This is a genomic window from Streptomyces sp. NPDC093546 (genome assembly GCF_044765045.1).
GTDB lineage: Bacteria > Actinomycetota > Actinomycetes > Streptomycetales > Streptomycetaceae > Streptomyces.
Genome location: NZ_JBIWJG010000001.1, coordinates 13657 through 34313, shown reverse-complemented (window position 1 = coordinate 34313; position 20657 = coordinate 13657). Strand labels below are relative to the sequence as shown.

General features: G+C 72.2%; 22 protein-coding genes. 12 read left to right on the top strand and 10 right to left on the bottom strand.

Going from position 1 to position 20657, the window contains the following annotated elements; all coding sequences use genetic code 11:
- Nucleotides 1–178 precede the first annotated feature (178 nt).
- The 3 genes from ACIRNI_RS00190 (at nucleotide 179) to ACIRNI_RS00180 (ending at nucleotide 1604) form a co-directional block, all read left to right on the top strand.
- Nucleotides 179–820, top strand: coding sequence for a TetR/AcrR family transcriptional regulator (locus ACIRNI_RS00190; RefSeq protein WP_355364199.1), 642 nt, complete (start codon nucleotides 179–181; stop codon nucleotides 818–820).
- Between the two features lie 122 nt (nucleotides 821–942).
- A complete protein-coding gene (locus ACIRNI_RS00185) occupies nucleotides 943–1170 on the top strand; it encodes a DUF3107 domain-containing protein (RefSeq protein WP_403546921.1) in 228 nt (75 codons plus the stop codon).
- Between the two features lie 167 nt (nucleotides 1171–1337).
- A complete protein-coding gene (locus tag ACIRNI_RS00180; RefSeq protein WP_403546919.1) occupies nucleotides 1338–1604 on the top strand; it encodes a hypothetical protein in 267 nt (88 codons plus the stop codon).
- Between the two features lie 22 nt (nucleotides 1605–1626).
- On the opposite strand, the gene ACIRNI_RS00175 is transcribed toward ACIRNI_RS00180, so the two are convergent.
- Nucleotides 1627–2382, bottom strand: a complete 756-nt coding sequence (locus tag ACIRNI_RS00175) for a ferritin-like fold-containing protein (protein ID WP_403546918.1) — start codon at nucleotides 2380–2382, stop codon at nucleotides 1627–1629.
- A 504-nt stretch (nucleotides 2383–2886) separates the two neighbouring features.
- Here ACIRNI_RS00175 and ACIRNI_RS00170 point away from each other — a divergent pair.
- Both ACIRNI_RS00170 and ACIRNI_RS00165 read left to right on the top strand, forming a co-directional pair.
- The gene (locus ACIRNI_RS00170; RefSeq protein ID WP_403546916.1) at nucleotides 2887–4989 is read left to right on the top strand and encodes a DEAD/DEAH box helicase; all 2103 of its coding nucleotides are present in this window, start codon (nucleotides 2887–2889) and stop codon (nucleotides 4987–4989) included.
- 113 nt (nucleotides 4990–5102) lie between these two features.
- Nucleotides 5103–6002, top strand: a complete 900-nt coding sequence (locus ACIRNI_RS00165) for an alpha/beta fold hydrolase (protein WP_403546914.1) — start codon at nucleotides 5103–5105, stop codon at nucleotides 6000–6002.
- Here ACIRNI_RS00165 and ACIRNI_RS00160 read toward each other — a convergent pair.
- Complete coding sequence (locus tag ACIRNI_RS00160) at nucleotides 5987–6919, bottom strand: NYN domain-containing protein (RefSeq protein WP_403546912.1); 933 nt, start codon at nucleotides 6917–6919, stop codon at nucleotides 5987–5989. The two genes, ACIRNI_RS00165 and ACIRNI_RS00160, sit on opposite strands and share 16 nt — an antisense overlap.
- A 132-nt stretch (nucleotides 6920–7051) precedes the next feature.
- Here ACIRNI_RS00160 and ACIRNI_RS00155 point away from each other — a divergent pair, with 132 nt between their 5' ends.
- Nucleotides 7052–7204, top strand: coding sequence for a hypothetical protein (locus ACIRNI_RS00155; protein ID WP_355364181.1), 153 nt, complete (start codon nucleotides 7052–7054; stop codon nucleotides 7202–7204).
- A gap of 82 nt (nucleotides 7205–7286) precedes the next feature.
- Here the strand turns inward: ACIRNI_RS00155 and ACIRNI_RS00150 are convergent, their stop codons facing one another.
- The 3 genes from ACIRNI_RS00150 to ACIRNI_RS00140 form a co-directional block, all read right to left on the bottom strand.
- Nucleotides 7287–7892, bottom strand: a complete 606-nt coding sequence (locus tag ACIRNI_RS00150) for a MarC family protein (RefSeq protein WP_355364178.1) — start codon at nucleotides 7890–7892, stop codon at nucleotides 7287–7289.
- A 109-nt stretch (nucleotides 7893–8001) separates the two neighbouring features.
- A complete protein-coding gene (locus ACIRNI_RS00145; RefSeq protein ID WP_403546910.1) occupies nucleotides 8002–8868 on the bottom strand; it encodes a PHP domain-containing protein in 867 nt (288 codons plus the stop codon).
- A 75-nt stretch (nucleotides 8869–8943) separates the two neighbouring features.
- Nucleotides 8944–9579, bottom strand: a complete 636-nt coding sequence (locus ACIRNI_RS00140; protein WP_403546908.1) for a DUF6758 family protein — start codon at nucleotides 9577–9579, stop codon at nucleotides 8944–8946.
- A gap of 160 nt (nucleotides 9580–9739) precedes the next feature.
- Here ACIRNI_RS00140 and ACIRNI_RS00135 point away from each other — a divergent pair, with 160 nt between their 5' ends.
- On the top strand, nucleotides 9740–10972 hold the full coding sequence (locus tag ACIRNI_RS00135) for an MFS transporter (RefSeq protein WP_403546906.1): 1233 nt from the start codon (nucleotides 9740–9742) through the stop codon (nucleotides 10970–10972).
- 6 nt (nucleotides 10973–10978) lie between these two features.
- On the opposite strand, the gene ACIRNI_RS00130 is transcribed toward ACIRNI_RS00135, so the two are convergent.
- Complete coding sequence (locus ACIRNI_RS00130; protein ID WP_403546904.1) at nucleotides 10979–11563, bottom strand: suppressor of fused domain protein; 585 nt, start codon at nucleotides 11561–11563, stop codon at nucleotides 10979–10981.
- Nucleotides 11564–12004: 441 nt separating this feature from the next.
- Between ACIRNI_RS00130 and ACIRNI_RS00125 the strand changes: the two genes are divergently transcribed.
- Together ACIRNI_RS00125 and ACIRNI_RS00120 are read left to right on the top strand one after the other, a co-directional pair.
- On the top strand, nucleotides 12005–13132 hold the full coding sequence (locus tag ACIRNI_RS00125) for a magnesium and cobalt transport protein CorA (protein ID WP_403546902.1): 1128 nt from the start codon (nucleotides 12005–12007) through the stop codon (nucleotides 13130–13132).
- A gap of 32 nt (nucleotides 13133–13164) precedes the next feature.
- The gene (locus ACIRNI_RS00120; RefSeq protein ID WP_403546900.1) at nucleotides 13165–13689 is read left to right on the top strand and encodes a hypothetical protein; all 525 of its coding nucleotides are present in this window, start codon (nucleotides 13165–13167) and stop codon (nucleotides 13687–13689) included.
- Here ACIRNI_RS00120 and ACIRNI_RS00115 read toward each other — a convergent pair.
- Nucleotides 13686–14471, bottom strand: coding sequence for a hypothetical protein (locus tag ACIRNI_RS00115; protein ID WP_403546898.1), 786 nt, complete (start codon nucleotides 14469–14471; stop codon nucleotides 13686–13688). The genes ACIRNI_RS00120 and ACIRNI_RS00115 overlap by 4 nt on opposite strands.
- A gap of 202 nt (nucleotides 14472–14673) precedes the next feature.
- Here ACIRNI_RS00115 and ACIRNI_RS00110 point away from each other — a divergent pair, with 202 nt between their 5' ends.
- Genes ACIRNI_RS00110 through ACIRNI_RS00100 form a run of 3 tightly spaced genes read left to right on the top strand, consistent with a single transcriptional unit; the run spans nucleotide 14674 to nucleotide 17713 of the window.
- Nucleotides 14674–15948 (top strand): magnesium transporter MgtE N-terminal domain-containing protein, encoded by a 1275-nt coding sequence (locus tag ACIRNI_RS00110; protein ID WP_403546896.1) that lies wholly within the window; start codon nucleotides 14674–14676, stop codon nucleotides 15946–15948.
- 43 nt (nucleotides 15949–15991) lie between these two features.
- Complete coding sequence (locus tag ACIRNI_RS00105; protein WP_403547749.1) at nucleotides 15992–16537, top strand: DUF1003 domain-containing protein; 546 nt, start codon at nucleotides 15992–15994, stop codon at nucleotides 16535–16537.
- Between the two features lie 42 nt (nucleotides 16538–16579).
- A complete protein-coding gene (locus tag ACIRNI_RS00100) occupies nucleotides 16580–17713 on the top strand; it encodes an Mrp/NBP35 family ATP-binding protein (RefSeq protein ID WP_403546894.1) in 1134 nt (377 codons plus the stop codon).
- 61 nt (nucleotides 17714–17774) lie between these two features.
- Here ACIRNI_RS00100 and ACIRNI_RS00095 read toward each other — a convergent pair whose 3' ends face one another.
- The 3 genes from ACIRNI_RS00095 to ACIRNI_RS00085 all read right to left on the bottom strand — a co-directional run bounded on the left by ACIRNI_RS00095 (nucleotide 17775) and on the right by ACIRNI_RS00085 (nucleotide 20648).
- Nucleotides 17775–18449, bottom strand: a complete 675-nt coding sequence (locus tag ACIRNI_RS00095; protein WP_403546892.1) for a hypothetical protein — start codon at nucleotides 18447–18449, stop codon at nucleotides 17775–17777.
- 66 nt (nucleotides 18450–18515) lie between these two features.
- Nucleotides 18516–18950: a sec-independent translocase gene (locus ACIRNI_RS00090; RefSeq protein WP_403546890.1), complete on the bottom strand. Its 435-nt coding sequence runs from the start codon at nucleotides 18948–18950 to the stop codon at nucleotides 18516–18518.
- A gap of 120 nt (nucleotides 18951–19070) precedes the next feature.
- Entirely contained in the window at nucleotides 19071–20648 is a 1578-nt protein-coding gene (locus tag ACIRNI_RS00085; RefSeq protein WP_403546888.1) for a S1C family serine protease, read from the bottom strand.
- Nucleotides 20649–20657: the final 9 nt, after the last annotated feature.

Sequence of the window (20657 nt, the reverse complement as noted above, 5' to 3'; positions counted from 1 at the left end):
ACCAGCTGCGATTTGGCCGCTTTGACGTCGTTAAAAGTTGAATCTGCTGGCACCAGGGAGCTACCACGGGCGTCCGGTACGTGAAATTCTGCGCTCGCACCGCGCACAGCCGGGTTACCCAAAAGTACGATGGCGGGCGCGGCGCACAGCGCCACATGGATCGATTTTGGGAGGCGGCGTGACAGCCATCGAGCAGACAGAGGCGGCGCGCCCGAGGGGTACACGCCTGCCGCGCCGTGCCCGACGCAATCAGCTTCTGGGGGCGGCCCAGGAGGTCTTCGTCGCCCAGGGGTACCACGCGGCCGCGATGGACGACATCGCGGAGCGCGCCGGGGTCAGCAAGCCCGTGCTGTACCAGCACTTCCCCGGGAAGCTGGACCTGTACCTGGCCCTGCTGGACCAGCACTGCGAGTCGCTGCTGCAGGCGGTCCGTACGGCACTCGCCTCGACGACCGAGAACAAGCTGCGGGTCGCGGCGACGATGGACGCGTACTTCGCGTACGTGGAGGACGAGGGCGGCGCGTTCCGCCTGGTCTTCGAGTCGGACCTGACGAACGAACCGGCCGTGCGCGAGCGCGTCGAGCGGGTCAGTCTCCAGTGCGCCGAGGCGATCTCGGACGTCATCGCCGAGGACACCGGGCTGTCGAAGGACGAGTCGATGCTGCTGGCCGTCGGGCTCGGCGGCGTGTCGCAGGTGGTCGCGCGGTACTGGCTGTCGAGCGAGTCGTCGATCCCGCGCGAGCGGGCGGTGCAGCTGCTGACCTCGCTGGCCTGGCGGGGCATCGCCGGCTTCCCGCTGCACGGCTCGGAGTCGCACTGACACCGGCCGTGTTCGCTGTTGGCGTGTACGGCTGACGGCTACCGGGTCGCCTCTCCGGGCTAATGTGTGCTGCGTACGGCGCGGCTGACCGCGCAACGCTGACCGTTCGGAGGGACATAGCCGTGGAGGTCAAGATCGGCGTGCAGCACGCGCCCCGGGAGATCGTTCTGGAGAGCGGGCTGTCGGCCGCGGACGTCGAGGCCGCGGTGGCCGACGCGCTGGCGGGCAAGACGCAGCTGCTCAGCCTGACGGACGACAAGGGCCGCAAGGTCCTGGTGCCGGCGGACCGGATCGCCTACGTGGAGATCGGCGAGCCGTCGACGCGCCGGGTGGGTTTCGGCGCGCTCTGAGGCGTACGGGCGCAGGAGAAGGGCCCGGCCGGATGCATGGCATCCGGCCGGGCCCTTTCTCATGTCCTCAGCGTCCGGTGGGCTCACCAGGGTTGTTTCGGCCACTGATCGGGTAGTACGGCCTACGACCGTTTTGCCCGCCCCGCCCCACCGCGAGGTGATCAGTTGTGCTCTGGGAAGCTCTCGGCTCCGTCGTGCTCGGACTCGCACTCTCCTGGGCTGCCCTGCAGCGGCTTGCCGACCGGCTCCCGCCGCGCCGTGCGGTGCTGATCACCGGCGCCCTGGGCGGGTTGTTCGGCGCGCTCATCACCCACGCGGCCCTCGGGCCGGGGTTCGTGCTGGGCACCCTGCTGGGCGCCCTCGCCGTGGACGCGGTCGTCCTGTCGCTGCTGCTGCGGCCGACCCGCCGGCTGCGCCGCTCGGCGGCGACGTGACCACGGGGCCTTCGGCCCGGTGTCAGGCCGCCAGGCCCAGCGCCGCCATCCGCTTCGTGTGCGCCTTGGTGATCCGGGAGAACATCTCGCCGACCGCCGCCAGGTCGAAGCCGTCCGCGACCCCGCCCACCAGCATCGTCGACAGCGCGTCGCGCTCCGCGACCACCCGCTGGGCCTGAGACAGGGCCTCGCCCATCAGGCGGCGCGCCCAGAGCGCGAGCCGGCCGCCCACGCGCGGGTCGGCCTCGATCGCGGCGCGCACCTTCTCGACGGCGAAGTTCCCGTGCCCGGTGTCGTCCAGCACCGCCAGCACCAGCGCCCGTGTGTCGGCGTCCAGGCGGGCGGCGACCTCGCGGTAGAAGTCGCTGGCGATCGAGTCGCCCACGTACGCCTTGACCAGGCCCTCCAGCCAGTCGGACGGCGCCGTCTGGCGGTGGAAGTCGTCCAGCGCCTTCGCGAACGGCTCCATCGCGGCCGTCGGGTCCACGTCGATCGCGGTCAGCCGGTCCCGCAGCCGCTCGAAGTGGTGGAACTCCGCGGACGCCATCTTCGCCAGCTCCGCCTTGTCGGCGAGCGTCGGCGCCAGCTTCGCGTCCTCGGCGAGCCGCTCGAAGGCCGCCAGCTCCCCGTAGGCGAGCGCGCCGAGCAGGTCCACGACCGCCGCGCGGTACTGGGGCTCGGCGGAGGCGCCGGCCCAGTCGAGGGCGGCGATCCCGGTCGGTTCTTCGGCCGGTTCTCCGGCGGCGGCGGAAGCGGTGGCGTTGTCAGGCGTCTCCATGACCCGCACAATAGCCCGCCGGCCCGCGCCCGCACGGGCGAGCCCGGCGCACGCCCGGTGGCACGCCGCGGCGGCGCGGCGCGAGCGCCGTCGAGTGTGACCTGCCCCTCGTTATGAATTGGCCCAACACAGATGCGCGAATCCGGGGTACAGTGATATTGCGCCTGCTGAGTATTCAGTCGTCTTCGTACACATACTTGGCGGGCCATCTCATGAATGAGGATGCCCGGTCGGTGGCCCGATCGGCTCCGACCCGACAGCCCTCGGGGCGCCTGGTGCGCCACATGAGGGGCCCCTCAGCGGTATGACGCTCGAGCGACGGCAGTGGTCCCGCGCCACCCGACTGCGGCCTTGACGGCCTGCGGCCGGCCGTAACTGGCACGGTAAGACCCCCAGCGTTCGCCTCGTACCGCGTCTCACAGAAGAGGCAGCACCCTGACTACGACTTTCCGAGAGCTCGGGATCCTTCCCGAGACCGCCGAGGCGCTCGAAGCCGTCGGCATCATGACGCCGTTCCCCATCCAGGAGATGACCCTCCCGGTCGCGCTCTCCGGCACCGACGTCATCGGCCAGGCCAAGACCGGCACCGGCAAGACGCTCGGCTTCGGCCTGCCGCTGCTGGAGCGGGTCACCGTCCCCGCGGACGTCGAGGCGGGCCGGGCCAAGCCCGAGCAGCTGACCGACGCCCCGCAGGCGCTCGTGGTCGTCCCGACCCGCGAGCTGTGCACCCAGGTCACCAACGACCTCCTCACCGCCGGCAAGGTGCGCAACGTCCGGGTCCTCGCGATCTACGGCGGCCGCGCGTACGAGCCCCAGGTCGAGGCGCTGAAGAAGGGCGTCGACGTCGTCGTCGGCACCCCCGGCCGCCTGCTCGACCTGGCCGGCCAGCGCAAGCTGGACCTGTCCAAGGTCAAGGCCCTCGTCCTCGACGAGGCCGACGAGATGCTCGACCTGGGCTTCCTGCCCGACGTCGAGAAGATCATCAACATGCTTCCGGCGAAGCGCCAGACCATGCTGTTCTCGGCGACCATGCCGGGCGCGGTCATCGGCCTGGCCCGCCGCTACATGTCGCAGCCCACGCACATCAGCGCCACCGCGCCGGACGACGAGGGCGCGACCGTGGCGAACATCGCGCAGTACGTGTACCGCGCGCACTCCATGGACAAGCCCGAGATGGTCTCGCGCATCCTCCAGGCCAACGGCCGCGGACTCGCGATGATCTTCTGCCGTACGAAGCGGACGGCCGCCGACATCGCCGAGCAGCTGGAGCGGCGCGGCTTCGCGTCCGGCGCGGTCCACGGCGACCTCGGCCAGGGCGCGCGCGAGCAGGCGCTGCGCGCGTTCCGCAACGGCAAGGTCGACGTCCTGGTCTGCACCGATGTCGCCGCGCGCGGCATCGACGTCGAGGGCGTCACGCACGTGATCAACTACCAGTCGCCCGAGGACGAGAAGACCTTCCTCCACCGCGTGGGCCGCACGGGCCGCGCGGGCCGGAAGGGCATCGCCGTCACGCTGGTCGACTGGGACGACATCCCGCGCTGGCAGCTGATCAACAAGGCGCTGGGCCTGGACTTCCACGACCCGGTCGAGACGTACTCCACCTCCCCGCACCTGTACGCGGACATGGACATCCCCGAGGGCACCAAGGGCATCCTGCCGCGCGCCGAGCGGACCCGTGCCGGTCTGGACGCGGAGGAGCTGGAGGACCTGGGCGAGCCGGGCGGCCGCGGCCGTTCGTCCCGCGCGTCGGGCTCGTCGCGTACGTCGGGCTCGTCGCGTTCGGACCGCCCGGAGCGTACGAGCCGCTCCGAGCGTACGGAGCGCTCGGAGGACGAGGCTCCCGCGCGGACGCGCACCCCGCGCCAGCGCCGCCGCACGCGCAGTGGCGCCCCGGTGGCCGCCGACGCCACGGTGGCCGCCGCGGCGACCGCGGTGGAGGAGGCCCCTGCCTCGGACGCACCCCGCACCCTTCGCCGCCGTCGGCGCACCCGCGTGGGCGCGGCGACGGAGACGGCCGCGGTGACGCCGGTGGCCGCGGAGACCGAGGTCGCTCCGGTGGCTCAGGCTGCTCCGGTGGCCGAGGTCGCTCCGGTGGCCGAGCCCGTCGCGGAGGAGCCGGCGAAGCCGCGCCGCCGCACGCGCAAGAAGGCGGAGCCGGTGGCCGAGGCCGCGACGGCGACCGCCGAGGTGGCCGAGGCTCCGGCGGCCGAGGTGACGACCGAGACCAAGCCGCGCCGCACGCGCAAGAAGGCCGAGCCCGTCGCGGAGGCCACGGAGGCACCCGCCACCGAGGCACCCGCCGCCGAGGCCAAGCCCCGCCGGACCCGCAAGAAGGCCGAGCCCGCCGCCGCAGCCGCCGAAGCACCGGCGGCCGAAGCGACGACCGAGGCCAAGCCCCGCCGCACGCGCAAGAAGGCCGAGCCCGTCGCGGAGGCCACGGAGGCACCCGCCACCGAGGCACCCGCCGCCGAGGCCAAGCCCCGCCGGACCCGCAAGAAGGCCGAGCCCGCCGCCGCAGCCGCCGAAGCACCGGCGGCCGAAGCGACGACCGAGGCCAAGCCCCGCCGCACGCGCAAGAAGGCCGTCGCCGCCCAGGCCGAAGGCTGAGCCGATGAGCCGCTGAGCCGATCGCTCTGATGGCCCCCGCCTCCTCCTCCCGGAGGGTGCGGGGGCCATTGCCTTGCGCGGGGGTGCTCCCGCCCCACCGGTAGCCTCGGGGCATGAGCCGGCCGCCCACCTTCACGCCACCGCCCTGCGCCCGCGCCGACCGTCTGCGGACCGCGCGCGGCGACTTCGCCGTCCTCGACGCACGCCCCGCCGAGGGCGTCGCGGTGAAGGGCACCGCCCTGCTGCTGCCCGGATACACCGGCAGCAAGGAGGACTTCATCGCGATGCTCCAGCCGCTCGCCGACGCGGGCTACCGGACCGTCGCCGTGGACGGCCGCGGGCAGTACGAGACCGAGGGCCCGGACGCCGAAGACGCCTACGAGCAGCCCGAGTTGGCGCGCGACGCGCTCACACAGGCGGAGGCCCTCGTCCGCGACGGGGACGGCGGGCCGGTCCACCTCCTCGGGCACTCGCTCGGCGGTCTGATCGCCCGCGCCGCCGTCCTCCTCGACGCCCGGCCCTTCGCCACGCTCACCCTCATGTCGTCCGGCCCCGCCGAGGTCGCGCCCGCCCAGCAGCAGAAGATCAAGCTGCTCAGCGACGCGCTGCGCGTGATGACCATGGCGCAGGTGTGGGAGGCGATGCGCGCGTTCGATCCGCCGGAGGAGGCCGACGACCCGCGCAGCAATCGCGAGGACCTGCGGCAGCGGTGGCTGCGACACCACCCGGTCCAGCTGCTGGTGACGGGCCGCCGACTGACCGTGGAACCGGACCGGGTCGCCGAACTCGCCGCCATACGCCCGCCGCTCCCCCTCCACGTGGTGTCCGGTCAGCGCGACGACACCTGGCCCGTGCCGCTGCTCGACGCCATGGCGGAGCGCCTCGGCGCGCAGCGCACGGTGATCGAGGGCGCCGAGCACTCGCCGAACACCGACCGGCCGGTGGAGACGGCGGCGGCCGTCGCCCGGTTCTGGGATGCCCGGGGGCCTCGGGGGCCTCAGAACCGCGACTGAAGCTGCTGCCAGAAGCCGTCGCGCAGCGCCCGCCGCAGCACGGCGTGCCCGCGCAGGGAGCGGCTCAGCAGCCGTTCCGCCTCCATCAGCAGGTCCTGGTCCACCGGCCCCGGCAGGTACGGGTGGCCGGGCAGCAGCTCGGCCATGGTGACCGGCCCCCGCTCCGCGAGCCAGGTCTCCGCGATCCGGGCGCCGAGGAAGCGCACCTCGTCGCGCGACGGCGGCGGCTCGCCCTCGTTCTCGTACGTCGTGACCGGGCGGCGCGTGACGTACGGGCGGCAGAAGTCGAGGTCGAAGACGCGCCGGCTGTCGACCTCCCAGAGCAGCGGCTCGGCCTGGTTGCGCCCGTCCGCCGCCTCGATGCCCCACAGGTGCACCCGGGCTCCGTAGCCCTGGGCGGCCTCGACCGCCGAGACGAGGTCCTCGTCGCCGCCGACGAGCGCCGCGTCGCTGATGGCGCGGTGGCGTGCGAGGGACTCCAGGTCGGAGCGGATGAGGGAGTCGACGCCCTTCTGCTGGTTGTTGGCGTTGAGGTTGCCGAGCCGGACCTTGACGTCGGGAAGGTCGGCGATGGCCTGCTGCTCGGGCGTGTGGATGCGGCGCCTGGCGCCGTCGTACCAGTACACGCGCAGCAGCCTGCTGTCGGCGAAGATCGTGCGGGCCTTGTCGATGAAGGCCTCGATCATGCCCTCGGCGTCGAGGTCGAAGGCGCGCCGGTCCTCGGTGCCCGCCACCAGCAATCCGGCCGAAGCATAGACGTAACCGGCGTCGACGAAGATGGCATGCGTCGAGGGTGTCTTCGCCACCTCGACGAGCATGCGCTGCAGCAGCTCATTGGTGCGCTCCAGGCGGGTGGAGAGCTCGCTCAGCGTCTCGGGGGCGGTGGGGGCGGCTTCGTTCGCCGCGGCTTCGTTCATACCGGCTTCATTGTCCGACGGCCGGTGACGACCCGCCAGTAGTTAGACACGTAAAAAATTTCCTTAGCGTAGGGAATGTTTAAGGTTCACGTCTCGTTGCACCCGTATGGAACACGACGAAGGGAGAAGCCCGTGCGCTTTGAGATCATGCGACTCGACGACGTCGACGGCACCGCCGTGGACAGCACCGTCGTGGACGCCGCCTCCGTCAACAGGATGGTGCAGCAGGCCGCCGCTATCGGCCAGCGCATCTACATCCGCCCGACCGAGGCCACGGCGTCGTAAGCACTGGGCATCACCCGCCTACGACCACGCCCCCGCACGGAACGACTCCGTGCGGGGGCGTGGTCGTACGCGAACCGCCGCGTCACGCGGCCTGGATCGTCTGCATCACGCCGTTGATGATCTGCTGCACCGCGATGGCGGAGAGCATCATGCCGGCGAGCCGCGTCACCAGCACCACGCCGCCGTCCTTGATCACGCGGATGATCACCAGCGAGTAGCGCATGGTCAGCCACAGCACGACGTGCATGGCCGCGATCGCGCCCCACACCGAGATCTGCTCCCCGACCCCGTCCGCGTGCTGCACCGCCAGGATGACGGACACGATCGCGCCGGGCCCGGCGAGCAGGGGCATGCCCAGCGGTACGAGGGCGACGTTGACGTCCTTCGTCTGCTTCGGCTCGTCCGTCTTGCCGGTGAGCAGGTCGAGCGCGATGAGCAGCAGGAGCAGCCCGCCCGCGATCATCAGCGCGGGGACGGAGACGTGCAGATAGTCCAGGATCTGCTGGCCCAGGATGCCGAAGACGGTGATCACACCGAAGGCGACGGCCACCGCCTGCCAGGCCATGCGGCGCTGCGTCTTGGCGGGGCGGCCGGAGGTGAGGGCGAGGAAGATCGGAGTGATCCCGGGGGGATCCATGATGACAAAAAGGGTGAGGAAGAGGGAGCCGAAGACGGCAGCGTCGAACACAGTGAGGGCCTTGCGGGAAGAGGTACGAACAGAAGGGGGGCGTCGCGGTGCACGGGCAGCCGTGGGGCAGCCCGTCACGCGGGGTGGTTACGGGCGTCCTCCCCCAGAGCTACGCCTGGGAGGGACCCCCAGTGCCCGGCACCGGGAACGCGCCGGTGGCGCGCCGCGTGATCTCGCCGTAGATCTCCGGGTCGGTGGTGTACTCGCCGAGCCGGCAGGTCTTGCGGCTGCCGTGATAGTCGCTGGAGCCGGTGGGCAGCAGCCCGAGGTCCCCGGCGAGGCCGCGCAGCCGCGCGCGCGTCGGCTCGTCGTGGTCCATGTGGTCAACCTCGATGCCGTCGAGGCCGTACGCCGCGAGGTCGGCGACGACCGCCTCGGGCACGGTGCGGCCGCGCTTGACGGCGAGCGGGTGCGCGAAGACGGTGACGCCGCCGGCCGCCTTGACGAGGCGGATGGCGGTGAACGGGTCGAGCTCGTGCTTCTCGACGTACGCCCGGCCGCCGTCGGCGAGCCACTCGGGCGTGAAGGCGTCGGAGACGGAGGCAACGACGCCGATCTCGACGAGCGCCTCGGCTATGTGCGGGCGGCCCACGGAGCCGTCGCCGGCGATGGCCGCGACGCGCTCCCAGGTGACCGGCACGCCGAGCTCCTGGAGCTTGCCCACCATCGCCTGCGCGCGGGGCACGCGGTCGTCGCGCACGAGCTCGCGCTCGCGAGCCAGCTCGGGCTCGTCCGGGTCGAAGAGGTACGCCAGCATGTGGACGCCGACGCCGTCGATGCGGCAGGAGAGCTCGGCGCCGGTGACGAGGGTGAGTCCCTCGGGGAGGGCCGCGATCGCCTCCGCGTATCCGCGCGTGGTGTCGTGGTCGGTCAGCGCGACAACGTCGAGCCCGGCCGCGGCGGCGGCCCGCACCAGCTCGGCGGGGGTGTCCGTACCGTCCGAGGCCGTGGAGTGGGTGTGCAGGTCGATGCGCACGACGCGTGACTCCGGGGCTCGGTGGCGGACAGGGGACGCTCCAGGATAACCGCCCCGGAAGCGGCGCTTCGCACGTCAGAGCAGGCGTGGCGTCAGCGCGCCGCACGGCAGGAGCTCGACCTCGGCGCCCGACTCCCGGACGTCGGTCAGGACGAGTTCGTCGTACAGCAGCATGCCGGACTGCTCCGGCCAGACGATCGCCCACAGCCACAGCCCGCGCGCCTCGCCCGCGTAGACCGCGCGGTCCTCGGGCGCGTCGGTGACGTGCCACAGCGGTGTGGGGCGGCCGGCGGCGAGGACCTTGGCCTGCGGCGGCTTGTCGCCGCAGATGTGCGGGCCCGGGTCGGGGCCGTCGATGCCGGCGTATCTCGCGCCGAGGCCGACGCCGAGCTCCTCGGCGATCAGCAGCAGCTCGCCGACGCCGCCGAGCGGGCCGGGTCCCGAGCAGGCGACGGCGGTGGCGCGGCCGCCGCTGCGGTCGTCACCGGCGTACGCGACACCGGTGAAGAGCCAGCCGAGCGGCAGGGGCCACGGCATCCACACGGGGACCCGTGCGCGGTGCGTGACTACGCTGAGCGCCTCGACGCTGGGTGGCAGCACGGGCTGCAGCGGGTGCACGGGGCCGTGCACGGCGCACTGCCAGGAGTCGGAGAAGAGACCGGGCGCCCTGACCCGGCCTCCGCACTTCGGGCAACTGGGTTCGCCCCTCATAGCGTTCCACGGTCCTACCCGGTCGTCGCCGCGTCAAGGACGATCACCCTTCCGGTGTGCCGTTCTCGCCCGAAAAGGTACGTGTAACTTGCATCCATTAGGGCGCCTAATTTATTGTTTGTATATAGCAACCACTTGACGAAGGAGAGGACACCCCCGCATGACGGCTCAGGCACCCGACCCCCTCGACACGGGCGCACAGGGCGGGCGCGGCATCCTGCGTCAGCCGAGGGCGGTGTGGGCCACCGCCGGCGCGTCCGTCGTCGCCTTCATGGGCATCGGACTGGTGGACCCGATCCTGCCGTCCATCGCCCAGGGCCTGCGGGCCACGCCCAGCCAGGTCTCGCTGCTCTTCACCTCGTACTTCCTGATCACCGCCGTCGCGATGCTGATCACCGGCTTCGTCTCCAGCCGCATCGGCGGCCGCCGCACGCTCCTGGCCGGCCTCGCGGTCGTGATCGTCTTCGCCGCCCTGTCGGGCACGTCCGGTTCGGTCGGCGAGCTCGTCGGCTTCCGGGCGGGGTGGGGGCTCGGCAACGCCCTCTTCGTCTCGACGTCGCTCGCCGTGATCGTCGGCGCGGCGGCCGGTGGCAGCGCGGCGGCGATCCTGCTGTACGAGTCGGCGCTCGGCCTCGGCATGGCGTGCGGGCCACTGCTCGGCGCGGTCCTCGGCGACGCGAGCTGGCGCTACCCGTTCTTCGGCACCGCAGCGCTGATGGCGATCGGCTTCCTGTGCATCGCCGCGTTCCTGCGGGAGCAGCCGAAGCCCGCCCGCAAGACGTCGCTGCTCGACCCGCTGCGGGCGCTCGGGCACGGCGGGCTCGCCTCCGCCGCCGCGTCGTCGTTCTTCTACAACTACGCCTTCTTCACGGTGCTGGCCTTCACGCCGTTCGTGCTGGACATGACGCCGTACCGGTCCGGCGCGGTGTTCTTCGCCTGGGGCGTGCTGCTCGCGGTCTTCTCCGTGCTGGTCGCGCCGCGACTCCAGGAGCGGTTCGGCTCGCTGAAGGTGCTCGGCGGCTCGCTCGTCCTGCTCGCCGCCGACGTCGTCGTCCTCGGGTACGGCGACCACACCACCGCCGTGGTGTGCACGATCCTGTCCGGCGCCTTCATCGGCGTGAACAACACCGTCTTCACCGAGCTGGCCCTCGGCGTGTCGGACGCTCCGCGCCCGGTGGCGAGCGCCGGCTACAACTTCGTGCGCTGGTTCGCGGCGGCCGCCGCGCCGTACTTCGCGCCGAAGCTGGAGGAGTGGAGCGACGTCCACCTGCCGTTCCTGGTGGCGGGCGTGGCGGCGCTGATCGGCGCCGGCATCGTGCTCGTACGGCGGCGGGCGCTGACCCGCGAGGCCGAGGAGCACGCGGCGCCGCCCCGGCCCGCCTTCGCCAACTGACGTACGTCAGTCCAGGGTTACGGACCTGCGCAGCGGATCGCGCAGGTCCGTACCGGCGTTCAGCCACCGCTCCTGGAGCGCCTGCGCGCCGTGCACCCGCTTCCAGGCCGCCTCGTTGGGCGTCATCGGCAGCAGCGGCAGGAACCGCACCGGATCCCTCGGCTCGTCCAGCTCCAGGTCCTCCACCAGGCCCCCGGACTCCGCGACCAGCACAGAGCTGAACGGCGCGCCGGGCCACAGCGGTTCACCGAGGTCCAGGGACGCGCCCGCGGCCACGACCACGCCTTCGACCTGTGGCGACGCGGCCAGCACGGCGAGCGGGCGCAGCACCTTGTCGGTGTCGGCGAGGCCTGCCCGTACCGTGAGGAGAAGCTCCGCGCGGGGGCCCTTGACCGGGTCGGCGAGCGCGGCCGTGGGGTCGGTCATGGGCTGGGCCGACATGCCGAGGGTGGCGTACCGCACCACATCGCCCTCGGTGAAGCGCAGCACTTCGATGCGGTCCGTGCCGAGGAAGGTCACGGCGGCGCGCGCGTCCGGTTCACCGAGGGCGGTCCGCAGCCGGGCCTCGACCAGTGCAAGAACTTCTTCCATCCGGCGAGCATAAAGCGCGTATGGAATGGGCAAAGTAAGGGATTGACCGTCAGTCGGCTGATAGTCTTGGCCGCTGGTCGGGGCAGCAGGTCAAGCCTGCTTTCCAGCCTCGACAACACGTCATCCCCCACGGGGGACCGGCCGGAGGAGGTGGGGCTGCGGTGGATCGAAGTCGATCGTGCAGTACCAGCGGTTCTTCCGCCCGACGCCCGGCTGTCGAGGCTCCGGCTCCGTGAGCTGAGGCACACCAGCCATTCCCCACACGGCGACGCGCACGACGGAAGAGCACACCCTTTTTTGCCTGTCTGTAGCGAACGCCGTCACCGCGAGCACACCGCGGTGCCGCCCGCTTTGCGGACGTCATGACGCCACGTCCCCATTCCGGGCTGCGCCGGCCTTGCCCCGCGCCTCGCCGACGGCCTCTCCGTGAAGGAGCCAGCCATGTCGATGATCCGTGACCTGCGCGCAGCGGTACGCCCGTCCCTGCGCAAGCGCACCGGAGCCCCGTACAACGCGTACAACTCGTACGACGCCACCCGCGACCCGTCGGCGTCGAGCGCCGTCGTCGACTGCGCCGTCTACCGCGACGGCCGCCGCCTGAAGGACGAGGCGTGCCTCACGCCGCGCGAGGCGATGCGCCAGGTGCGCGAGGGCGGCGGGTTCGCCTGGATCGGGCTGCACGAGCCGACGGAGGCCGAATTCGCGGGCATCGCCGCCGAGTTCGGACTGCACCCGCTGGCCGTGGAGGACGCGGTCCACGCCCACCAGCGGCCCAAGCTGGAGCGGTACGACGACACGCTGTTCACCGTCTTCAAGACCATCCACTATGTGGAGCACGCCGAGCTCACCGCCACCAGCGAGGTCGTCGAGACCGGCGAGGTGATGTGCTTCACCGGCCGGGACTTCGTGATCACCGTCCGCCACGGCGGGCAGGGCTCCCTGCGCAACCTGCGCCACCGGATGGAGGGCGAGCCCGAGCTCCTGGGGAAGGGCCCCTCGGCGGTGCTGCACGCCATCGCCGACCATGTGGTGGACGGGTACATCGCGGTCGCCGACGCCGTCCAGATCGACATCGACCAGATCGAGATCGACGTCTTCTCGCCCCCGACGAAGGGCTCGACGCGCGGCACCGACACCGGGCGGATCTACCAGCTCAAGCGCGAGGTGCTGGAGTTCAAGCGGGCGGTGTCGCCGCTGCTGCGCCCGATGCAGCTGCTGAGCGAGCGGCCGATGCGGCTGGTGGACCCGGACATCCAGAAGTACTTCCGGGACGTCGCCGACCACCTCGCGCGGGTCCAGGAGCAGGTCGTCTCCTACGACGAGCTGCTGAACTCCATCCTCCAGGCGAACCTGGCGCAGGCCACCGTCGCGCAGAACGAGGACATGCGCAAGATCACGTCATGGGCGGCGATCATCGCCGTCCCGACGGCGGTGTGCGGCGTGTACGGCATGAACTTCGACTACATGCCGGAGCTGCGCTGGAAGTACGGCTACCCGCTGGTGCTGGCCGGGATCTCGGTGATCTGTTTCGCCATCCACCGCACCCTCAAGCGCAACGGCTGGCTGTAGCGGCCTCCGCGGCTTCTTCTAAGCTGCGGGGCATGACAGACGACACGCTGCTCGGCCCCGCCCTCGTCGAGGAGGCCACCAAGAAGTCCGGCCTGATCTGGGTACGCGGCGAGGGCGGTCCGGCGCGCGCGCTGTGGCACGTGTGGCACGACGGCGCCGCGTACGTCATCGGCGACGGCCCCGGCGAGCAGCCGCTGCCCCCGGGGCTCGCCGCCGGCGGCACGGCCGAGGTCACCGTACGCAGCAAGGACAAGGGCGGCCGGATCGTCGCCTGGACCGCCGCGGTCACGGAGCCCGCGCCCGGCTCGGAGCAGTGGCAGGCGGCGGTCGACGAGCTCAAGGGCAAGCGGCTGAACGCCCCCGACGCCGAGACGATGACCGAGCGCTGGGCCCGCGAGTGCCGCCTGGTGCGGCTGACGCCGCGCGAGGCGACGACGAGCCACCCCGACGGCTCCCTGTCGGCCGTCCCGCTGCCCACTCCGGCCACCACCCGCCACCCGATCCCGGCGGCGCTGCCGCGGCTGCTGCTGAAGCGGCGGAAGTCGAAGCGGGGCTAGTCGCTGGTGCGCGGCAGCTGGCGGCCGTAGTCGAGGGTCTCGTCCTTCGCGGGCTCCGTCAGGGGGAAGTCCTTGTTCCAGTCGGAGAGGACCACCACTCCCCCGCCGCCGCCACGGGCGAACTGGAGGGGGTACGGGGTGCCCTCCAGGGACACGTCGAGCGTGCCGCCCTCGCCCCGCTGCCCGCCCGAGACCTTGATCGTGCGGATGCCGCCGATCTTGGCGCGGTCGCCCTTGACCACCTCGCCGTGCAGCTCCAGCAGGCCGTCCAGCAGGACGTTCATCTCGGTGAAGCCGCGCAGCTGCTTGTACGAGGGGTCGTCCTGCGGGACCTTGACGTACTTGTCGTCGAGCTTGTCCGCCGCCTGCGTGTCGGACTCGTCGGGGCCCTTCTCGTCCGACTCGCTCTCCGCGTGCGTCCAGAAGGCCGCGTCCGCCTTCAGGAAGAGCGCGTCGCCGACCCGCAGCAGCTCGAAGGTGCTCGTACGGGAGGAGACGGAGCCGAGCGCGCCGGTGGCCTTCAGCCGCATGTCGAGCTTGTACGTGCCGCCCTTGCTGACCAGCGTCCCCGACAGCCGGACCGCCTCGGCGGTGTCCGCCGCGCCCTGGGCCTTGGTCTCGATCTCCGAGGCGGACAGCTTGCCCAGCCCGTTGGTTCCCGCGTCCGGGTCCTCCTCGCCACCGCACGCGGTGAGCATCGCGGTCAGTCCGGCGCAGAGTGCGACGGGGAGGGATGCCCGGACTGCCCGGCGGGCACGCGAGGCCGGGGGGAGAGCGGTCACCTGCGCACTGCCTCTCGTCTGTCTGTGGGAGGTTGTGAGACCGCAGCGTACCGGGGCCCTCCGCGGCGTCCGGAAGGGAGCCGTCCGGACGCCCTGCCTGGGCGACCCGCATCGGGACGGGCTAGCCTGAATCGTCATAAAGCACTCATCGGTGTCGATTTCCGGCCACCGGTGGACGGTGGCGGGCGAGGAGGTGTGCGGCATGGCGTCAGGCACCGCCCGGGTCTTCGTCTCCCACCTCGCCGACGTCCCCGTCTTCGACCCCAACGGGGACCAGGTGGGGCGCGTCCGCGACCTGGTCGCGATGTTGCGCGTCGGCCGCCGCCCGCCCCGGCTCCTCGGCCTGGTCGTCGAGGTGATCGGGCGGCGCCGGATCTTCCTGCCCATGACCCGTGTCACCGGCGTCGAGTCCGGCCACGTCATCACCACCGGGGTGCTCAACGTCCGCCGCTTCGAGCAGCGCCCCACCGAGCGCCTGGTCCTCGGCGAGCTGCTCGACCGCCGCGTCCGGCTCGTCGAGGACGGCTCCGAGGTGACCGTCCTCGACGTGTCCATCCAGCAGCTCCCGGCCCGCCGCGACTGGGAGATCGACAAGGTCTTCGTCCGGCGGGGCGGCGGCGGGGCGCTGCGCCGCAAGGGCGAGACCCTGACCGTCGACTGGTCGGCGGTGACGGGCTTCTCGCTGGAGGAGGAGGGCCAGGGCGCGGAGAGCCTGCTCGCCACCTTCGAGCGGATGCGCGCGGCCGACCTCGCCAACGTCCTGCACCACCTGTCGCCCAAGCGCCGCGCCGAGGTCGCCGCCGCCCTCCACGACGACCGGCTCGCCGACGTACTGGAGGAGCTGCCCGAGGACGACCAGATCGAGATCCTCGGCAAGCTGAAGGAGGAGCGGGCGGCGGACGTCCTGGAGGCCATGGACCCGGACGACGCGGCCGACCTGCTGTCCGAGCTGCCTGAGGCCGACAAGGAGCGGCTGCTGACCCTGATGCGGCCGGACGACGCCGCCGACGTACGCCGCCTGATGGCGTACGAGGACCGGACGGCGGGCGGGCTGATGACCACCGAGCCGATCGTGCTGCGCCCGGACGCGACGGTCGCCGACGCCCTCGCGCGCGTACGCCAGCGGGACCTGTCCCCCGCGCTGGCGGCGCAGGTGTACGTGTGCCGGCCGCCCGACGAGACGCCTACGGGCAAGTACCTGGGGACGGTGCACTTCCAGCGGCTGCTGCGCGACCCGCCGTTCACGCTGGTGTCGGCGATCGTCGACACGGACCTGGAGCCGCTCTCCCCCGACACCCCGCTGCCCGTCGTGACCAGCCACCTCGCGACGTACAACCTGGTCGCCGCCCCGGTCGTGGACGACGGCGGGTCGCTGCTCGGGGCCGTCACCGTCGACGACGTACTGGACCACCTGCTGCCCGAGGACTGGCGCGAGGCGGAGTTCGGACCCGAGAGCGGGGTGCCGCATGACGCCTGAGCGCAAGCACGAACGCCGCGAGCGGGGGGAGCGCACGGAACGGATGGACCGCCTCGAGCGCATGGACCGGGTGGGCGAGCCGCCCGCGCCGCGCATCCGGCTGGACCAGCCGCGCATCCGGCGGCCGAAGCTGCTTCCGGCGTACGACCCCGAGGCCTTCGGGCGGCTCTCGGAGCGGATCGCCCGCTTCATCGGCACCGGCCGGTTCCTGGTCTGGATGACCGCCGTCATCATCGTGTGGGTGCTGTGGAACATCTCGGCGCCCGGACACCTGCGCTGGGACGAGTACCCCTTCATCTTCCTGACCCTCGCCCTGTCGCTCCAGGCGTCCTACGCGGCCCCGCTGATCCTGCTGGCGCAGAACCGGCAGGCCGACCGGGACCGGGTCACCCACGAGCAGGACCGCAAGCAGAACGAGCGCTCCATCGCCGACACCGAGTACCTGACCAGGGAGATCGCCGCCCTGCGGATGGGCCTGGGCGAGGTCGCCACCCGCGACTGGATCCGCTCCCAGCTGGAGGACCTGGTGCGCGAACTCGACGACCGGCGGGAGGCGGCGGCGCCCAGAAGTGACGAAGCCGACCGCTGACGGGCTTACCAGGGGCCGGGGGCGGCGCCGTACCATCTCCGTATGGTTACGGAAGACGCGGTGCGCGAAGCACTGGCGACGGTGAACGACCCCGAGATCAACCGACCGATCACCGAGCTCGGCATGGTCAAGTCAGTGGAGATCGGTGCGGACGGGGCGGTCGCCGTCACCGTCTACCTCACGGTCTCCGGCTGCCCGATGCGCGAGACGATCATCTCGCGCGTGAGCGAGGCCGTCTCCCGTGTCGAGGGCGTCACCGGCGTCGACGTCACGCTCGACGTGATGAGCGACGCCCAGCGCAAGGAACTGGCCGCCGCGCTGCGCGGCACCACCGCCGAGCGCGAGGTGCCGTTCGCCAAGCCCGGCTCGCTGACCCGGGTGTACGCCGTGGCCTCCGGCAAGGGCGGCGTCGGCAAGTCCTCCGTGACCGTGAACCTGGCCGCGGCGATGGCCGCCGACGGCCTCAAGGTCGGTGTCGTGGACGCCGACATCTACGGCCACAGCGTGCCGCGCATGCTGGGCGCGGACGGCCGTCCGACCCAGGTCGAGAACATGATCATGCCGCCTTCCGCCAACGGGGTGAAGGTCATCTCCATCGGCATGTTCACCCCGGGCAACGCCCCGGTGGTGTGGCGCGGCCCGATGCTCCACCGCGCGCTCCAGCAGTTCCTCGCCGACGTGTACTGGGGCGACCTGGACGTGCTGCTGCTGGACCTGCCGCCGGGCACCGGCGACATCGCGATCTCCGTCGCGCAGCTCGTGCCGAACGCCGAGATCCTCGTCGTCACCACCCCGCAGCAGGCGGCGGCCGAGGTGGCCGAGCGGGCCGGCTCCATCGCCGTACAGACCCACCAGAAGATCGTGGGCGTCGTCGAGAACATGTCGGGCCTGCCGTGCCCGCACTGCGACGAGATGGTCGACGTCTTCGGCACCGGCGGCGGCCAGAAGGTCGCCGACGGCCTGACGAAGACCACCGGTGCCACCGTTCCGGTGCTGGGCTCCATCCCGATCGACGTACGGCTGCGCGAGGGCGGCGACGAGGGCAAGCCGGTCGTGCTGTCCGACCCCGACTCGCCGGCCGGCGCGGCGCTGCGCACCATCGCGGGCAAGCTGGGCGGCCGCCAGCGCGGCCTGTCGGGCATGTCGCTGGGGATCACCCCGCGCAACAAGTTCTAGATCACGTACGTGAAGAGGGGCGGCCCGCGGGCCGCCCCTTTTCACGTGCGCGGCTGCTGCGCTACGCGTACGCCGTGATGTCGCGGATCACCGCGAAGCCCAGGCCGTACGCGCTCATCCCGCGGCCGTACGCGCCCAGGTGGACCCCGGTCCGCGTCGTACCGGCCAGCACCCAGCCGAACTCGGACTCGCGGTAGTGGAACGGCACCGGCACGCCGTCGACCGGCAGCGACAGCGACGTCCAGGTCGAGCCCGTCAGGTCGTCGGCGAGCTCGAACGCGGTCTCCGTCTGCTGGTCGAGCCAGTCGTCGCGGAGCGTGTGGTCCAGCTGGGGCGGCCAGGTGTACGCGAGGAGCCCCGAACCGGCCAGCCAGGCGGCGGAGGAGACGCTCGTGGCGTCGAGGACACCCGTACCGTCACCGCTGCGCCGTACGGGGTTCGCGGCGACCGTGACGACGACCGCGAAGCGCTCCCGGTCGGCGGGGGCGCCGATCGCCTCGGGCCTTATCGAGGGCTCGTCGCCGTGGCCGGTCGAGCCGTGCTGGACGGTACCGTCCGCCGAGACCCCGACCTGCATCAGCCAGCGGGGGCCGGTGAACGCCTCGTCGAGGCCGTACCAGGGGAAGGGCGCCCGCAGATAGCCGTCCACCGTCCGGCGGGCCTGGGGCACCCCGTCGGACGCGGATCTGGCGCTGGGTGCGGCGCTCTGCGCGCCCACCCGACTTGTCGTCTCCATCTGTCCGGCCGCCTCCTCGATACGTGGACAGAGGGAGAGCTTAGCCACCGAGGGCCGCTGAGGGGCTCAGGTGGCGTCGGCGTCGAACGGAGGACGCTCGCCCGGCTCAGGCGCGTCGCGCTTCTTCAGCAGGTCCGGGCCGCCGGGGCCGCCGTTGACGGCCGCCGGGACGGAGGAGTCGCCGCGGTCGTTGACCGCGTCCGCCACCTCGGTGATCTCCTTCTTGAGATCGAAGCTGCTGCGGATCTCCTGGAGGTCCTCGTTCTCCGTGAGCTGCTTGCGGATGAACGTCTTGGGGTTGAGGTCCTCGAAGTCGAAGTCCTTGAACTCGGGGCCGAGCTCACTGCGGATGTCCTGCTTGGCGTTCTCCGAGAACGAGCGGATCTTCCGGATGAAACCGGCGGCGTCCTGGATGACCTTCGGCAGCTTCTCCGGCCCGAAGATGAGCACGGCAAGGACCACGAGCGCGACGAGCTCGAATCCGCCTATGTCGTTGAACACCTTGCCGCTCCTTCACAGGGTCCGGTTCCGCAGGGGCCGGCGCCGAGGGCCCGGGGCCCGCTCCACGGTACCTGGCCGGGCTGCCGCGGCGGTACCTGGTGGTTACCGCCGGGTGGCCGTTCAGCCACCGGAGGACGAGCCCAGGGTCAGCGTCTTCGTCTGCTCCTTGCCGCCGCGCTCCAGCGTCAGCCGGAGCCGGTCGCCGGGGCGGTGGGCGCGGATCTTGACGATGAGCTCCTCGCCGCTGTGCACCCGCTGGCCGTCCACCTTGGTGATGACGTCCCCGGGGCGGATGCCGGCCTGCGCGGCGGGGCCGCCGGGGACGACGGACGGGCTGCCGTCCTGGGCCTTCTCACCGACGCGGGCGCCGTCGCCGCCGAACTTCATGTCGAGGCTGACGCCGATGACCGGGTGGGTGGCCTTGCCGGTGTTGATCAGCTCCTCGGCGACGCGCTTGCCCTGGTTGATGGGGATGGCGAAACCGAGCCCTATCGAGCCCGCCTGGCCGCCGTCGAGTCCCGCGCCGTTGTCGGCGGCGCGGATGGCGCTGTTGATGCCGATGACGCGGGCCTTGGCGTCGACGAGCGGGCCGCCGGAGTTGCCGGGGTTTATCGGCGCGTCGGTCTGGAGCGCGTCGACGTAGCTGACGTCGCTGCCGTCGCCCTTCTCGCCGCCCGCCGTGATGGGCCGCTCCTTGGCGCTGATGATGCCGGAGGTGACGGTGTTCTGGAGGTCGAAGGGCGCGCCGATGGCGACGACCGGGTCGCCGACGCGGACGTTGTCGGAGTTGCCCAGCGGCAGCGGCTTGAGGTTGGAGACCCCGGTGACCTGGACGACCGCGAGGTCGTAGCCGCTGTCCTTGCCGATGAGCTTCGCGGAGGCCGTCTCGCCGCTGCTGAAGGTCACGGTGATGTCGCCGGAGGCACCGGCGGGGTCGACGACGTGGTGGTTGGTGAGGATGTGGCCGCGCTCGTCGAGGACGAAGCCGGTGCCGGTGCCCTGCTCGCCGCCGCCGCTCACGTGGAGGGTGACGACGCTGGGCAGGGCGCTGGCGGCGATCCCGGCGACGCTGTCCGGGGCGCGGTCGGCGCCCTCGGGGCCGGCCTGCGGCAGCTCGACGGTGGTGAGGCCGCCGTGGCGCTCGATGTACGCGCCGACGCCGCCGCCGAGGACGCCGCTGACCAGCGCGAGCAGCAGCGCGCCGGTGAGCGCGAGCCCGCGCCGGGAGGCCTTGCGCGCGGGCGGCTGACCGGCGTGCGTGAGCGGCTGCGGGCGGCCGCCCGGGCTGCTCCAGGGGTCGTACTGCAGCCACTGCTGGGTCGGGGCTCCGTACGCGGGCGGTACGGAGGCCACGGACGGTACGGCGGGTACGGGCGGCACGGCGGGTGCCTGCGGTGCCGGAGGTACCTGCGTGCCGTGCGGCGGGGTCGCCACCGGGCGCTGCACGGGCGGCGCGGGCGCCCAGGGCCCGGGCTCCCCGTACGGCGGCGTGCGGTACTCGTCCGGCTCGTGCAAGGGCTGCGGCTGCGGCGGCGCGGCGGCCGGTGCGGGCTCCGCCGCCTGCGTGGCCTCGGCGGCCGGCGCCGGCTCCGCGACCGGGGCCGGCTGGGGGTCGGGCGCCGGCGGGGACGCCGGGGCGGGGCGGGCCGGACGGCTCCACCATTTCGGCTTCGTACCGGTGGGCTTCCCGTCGTTCATGTGCTCCCC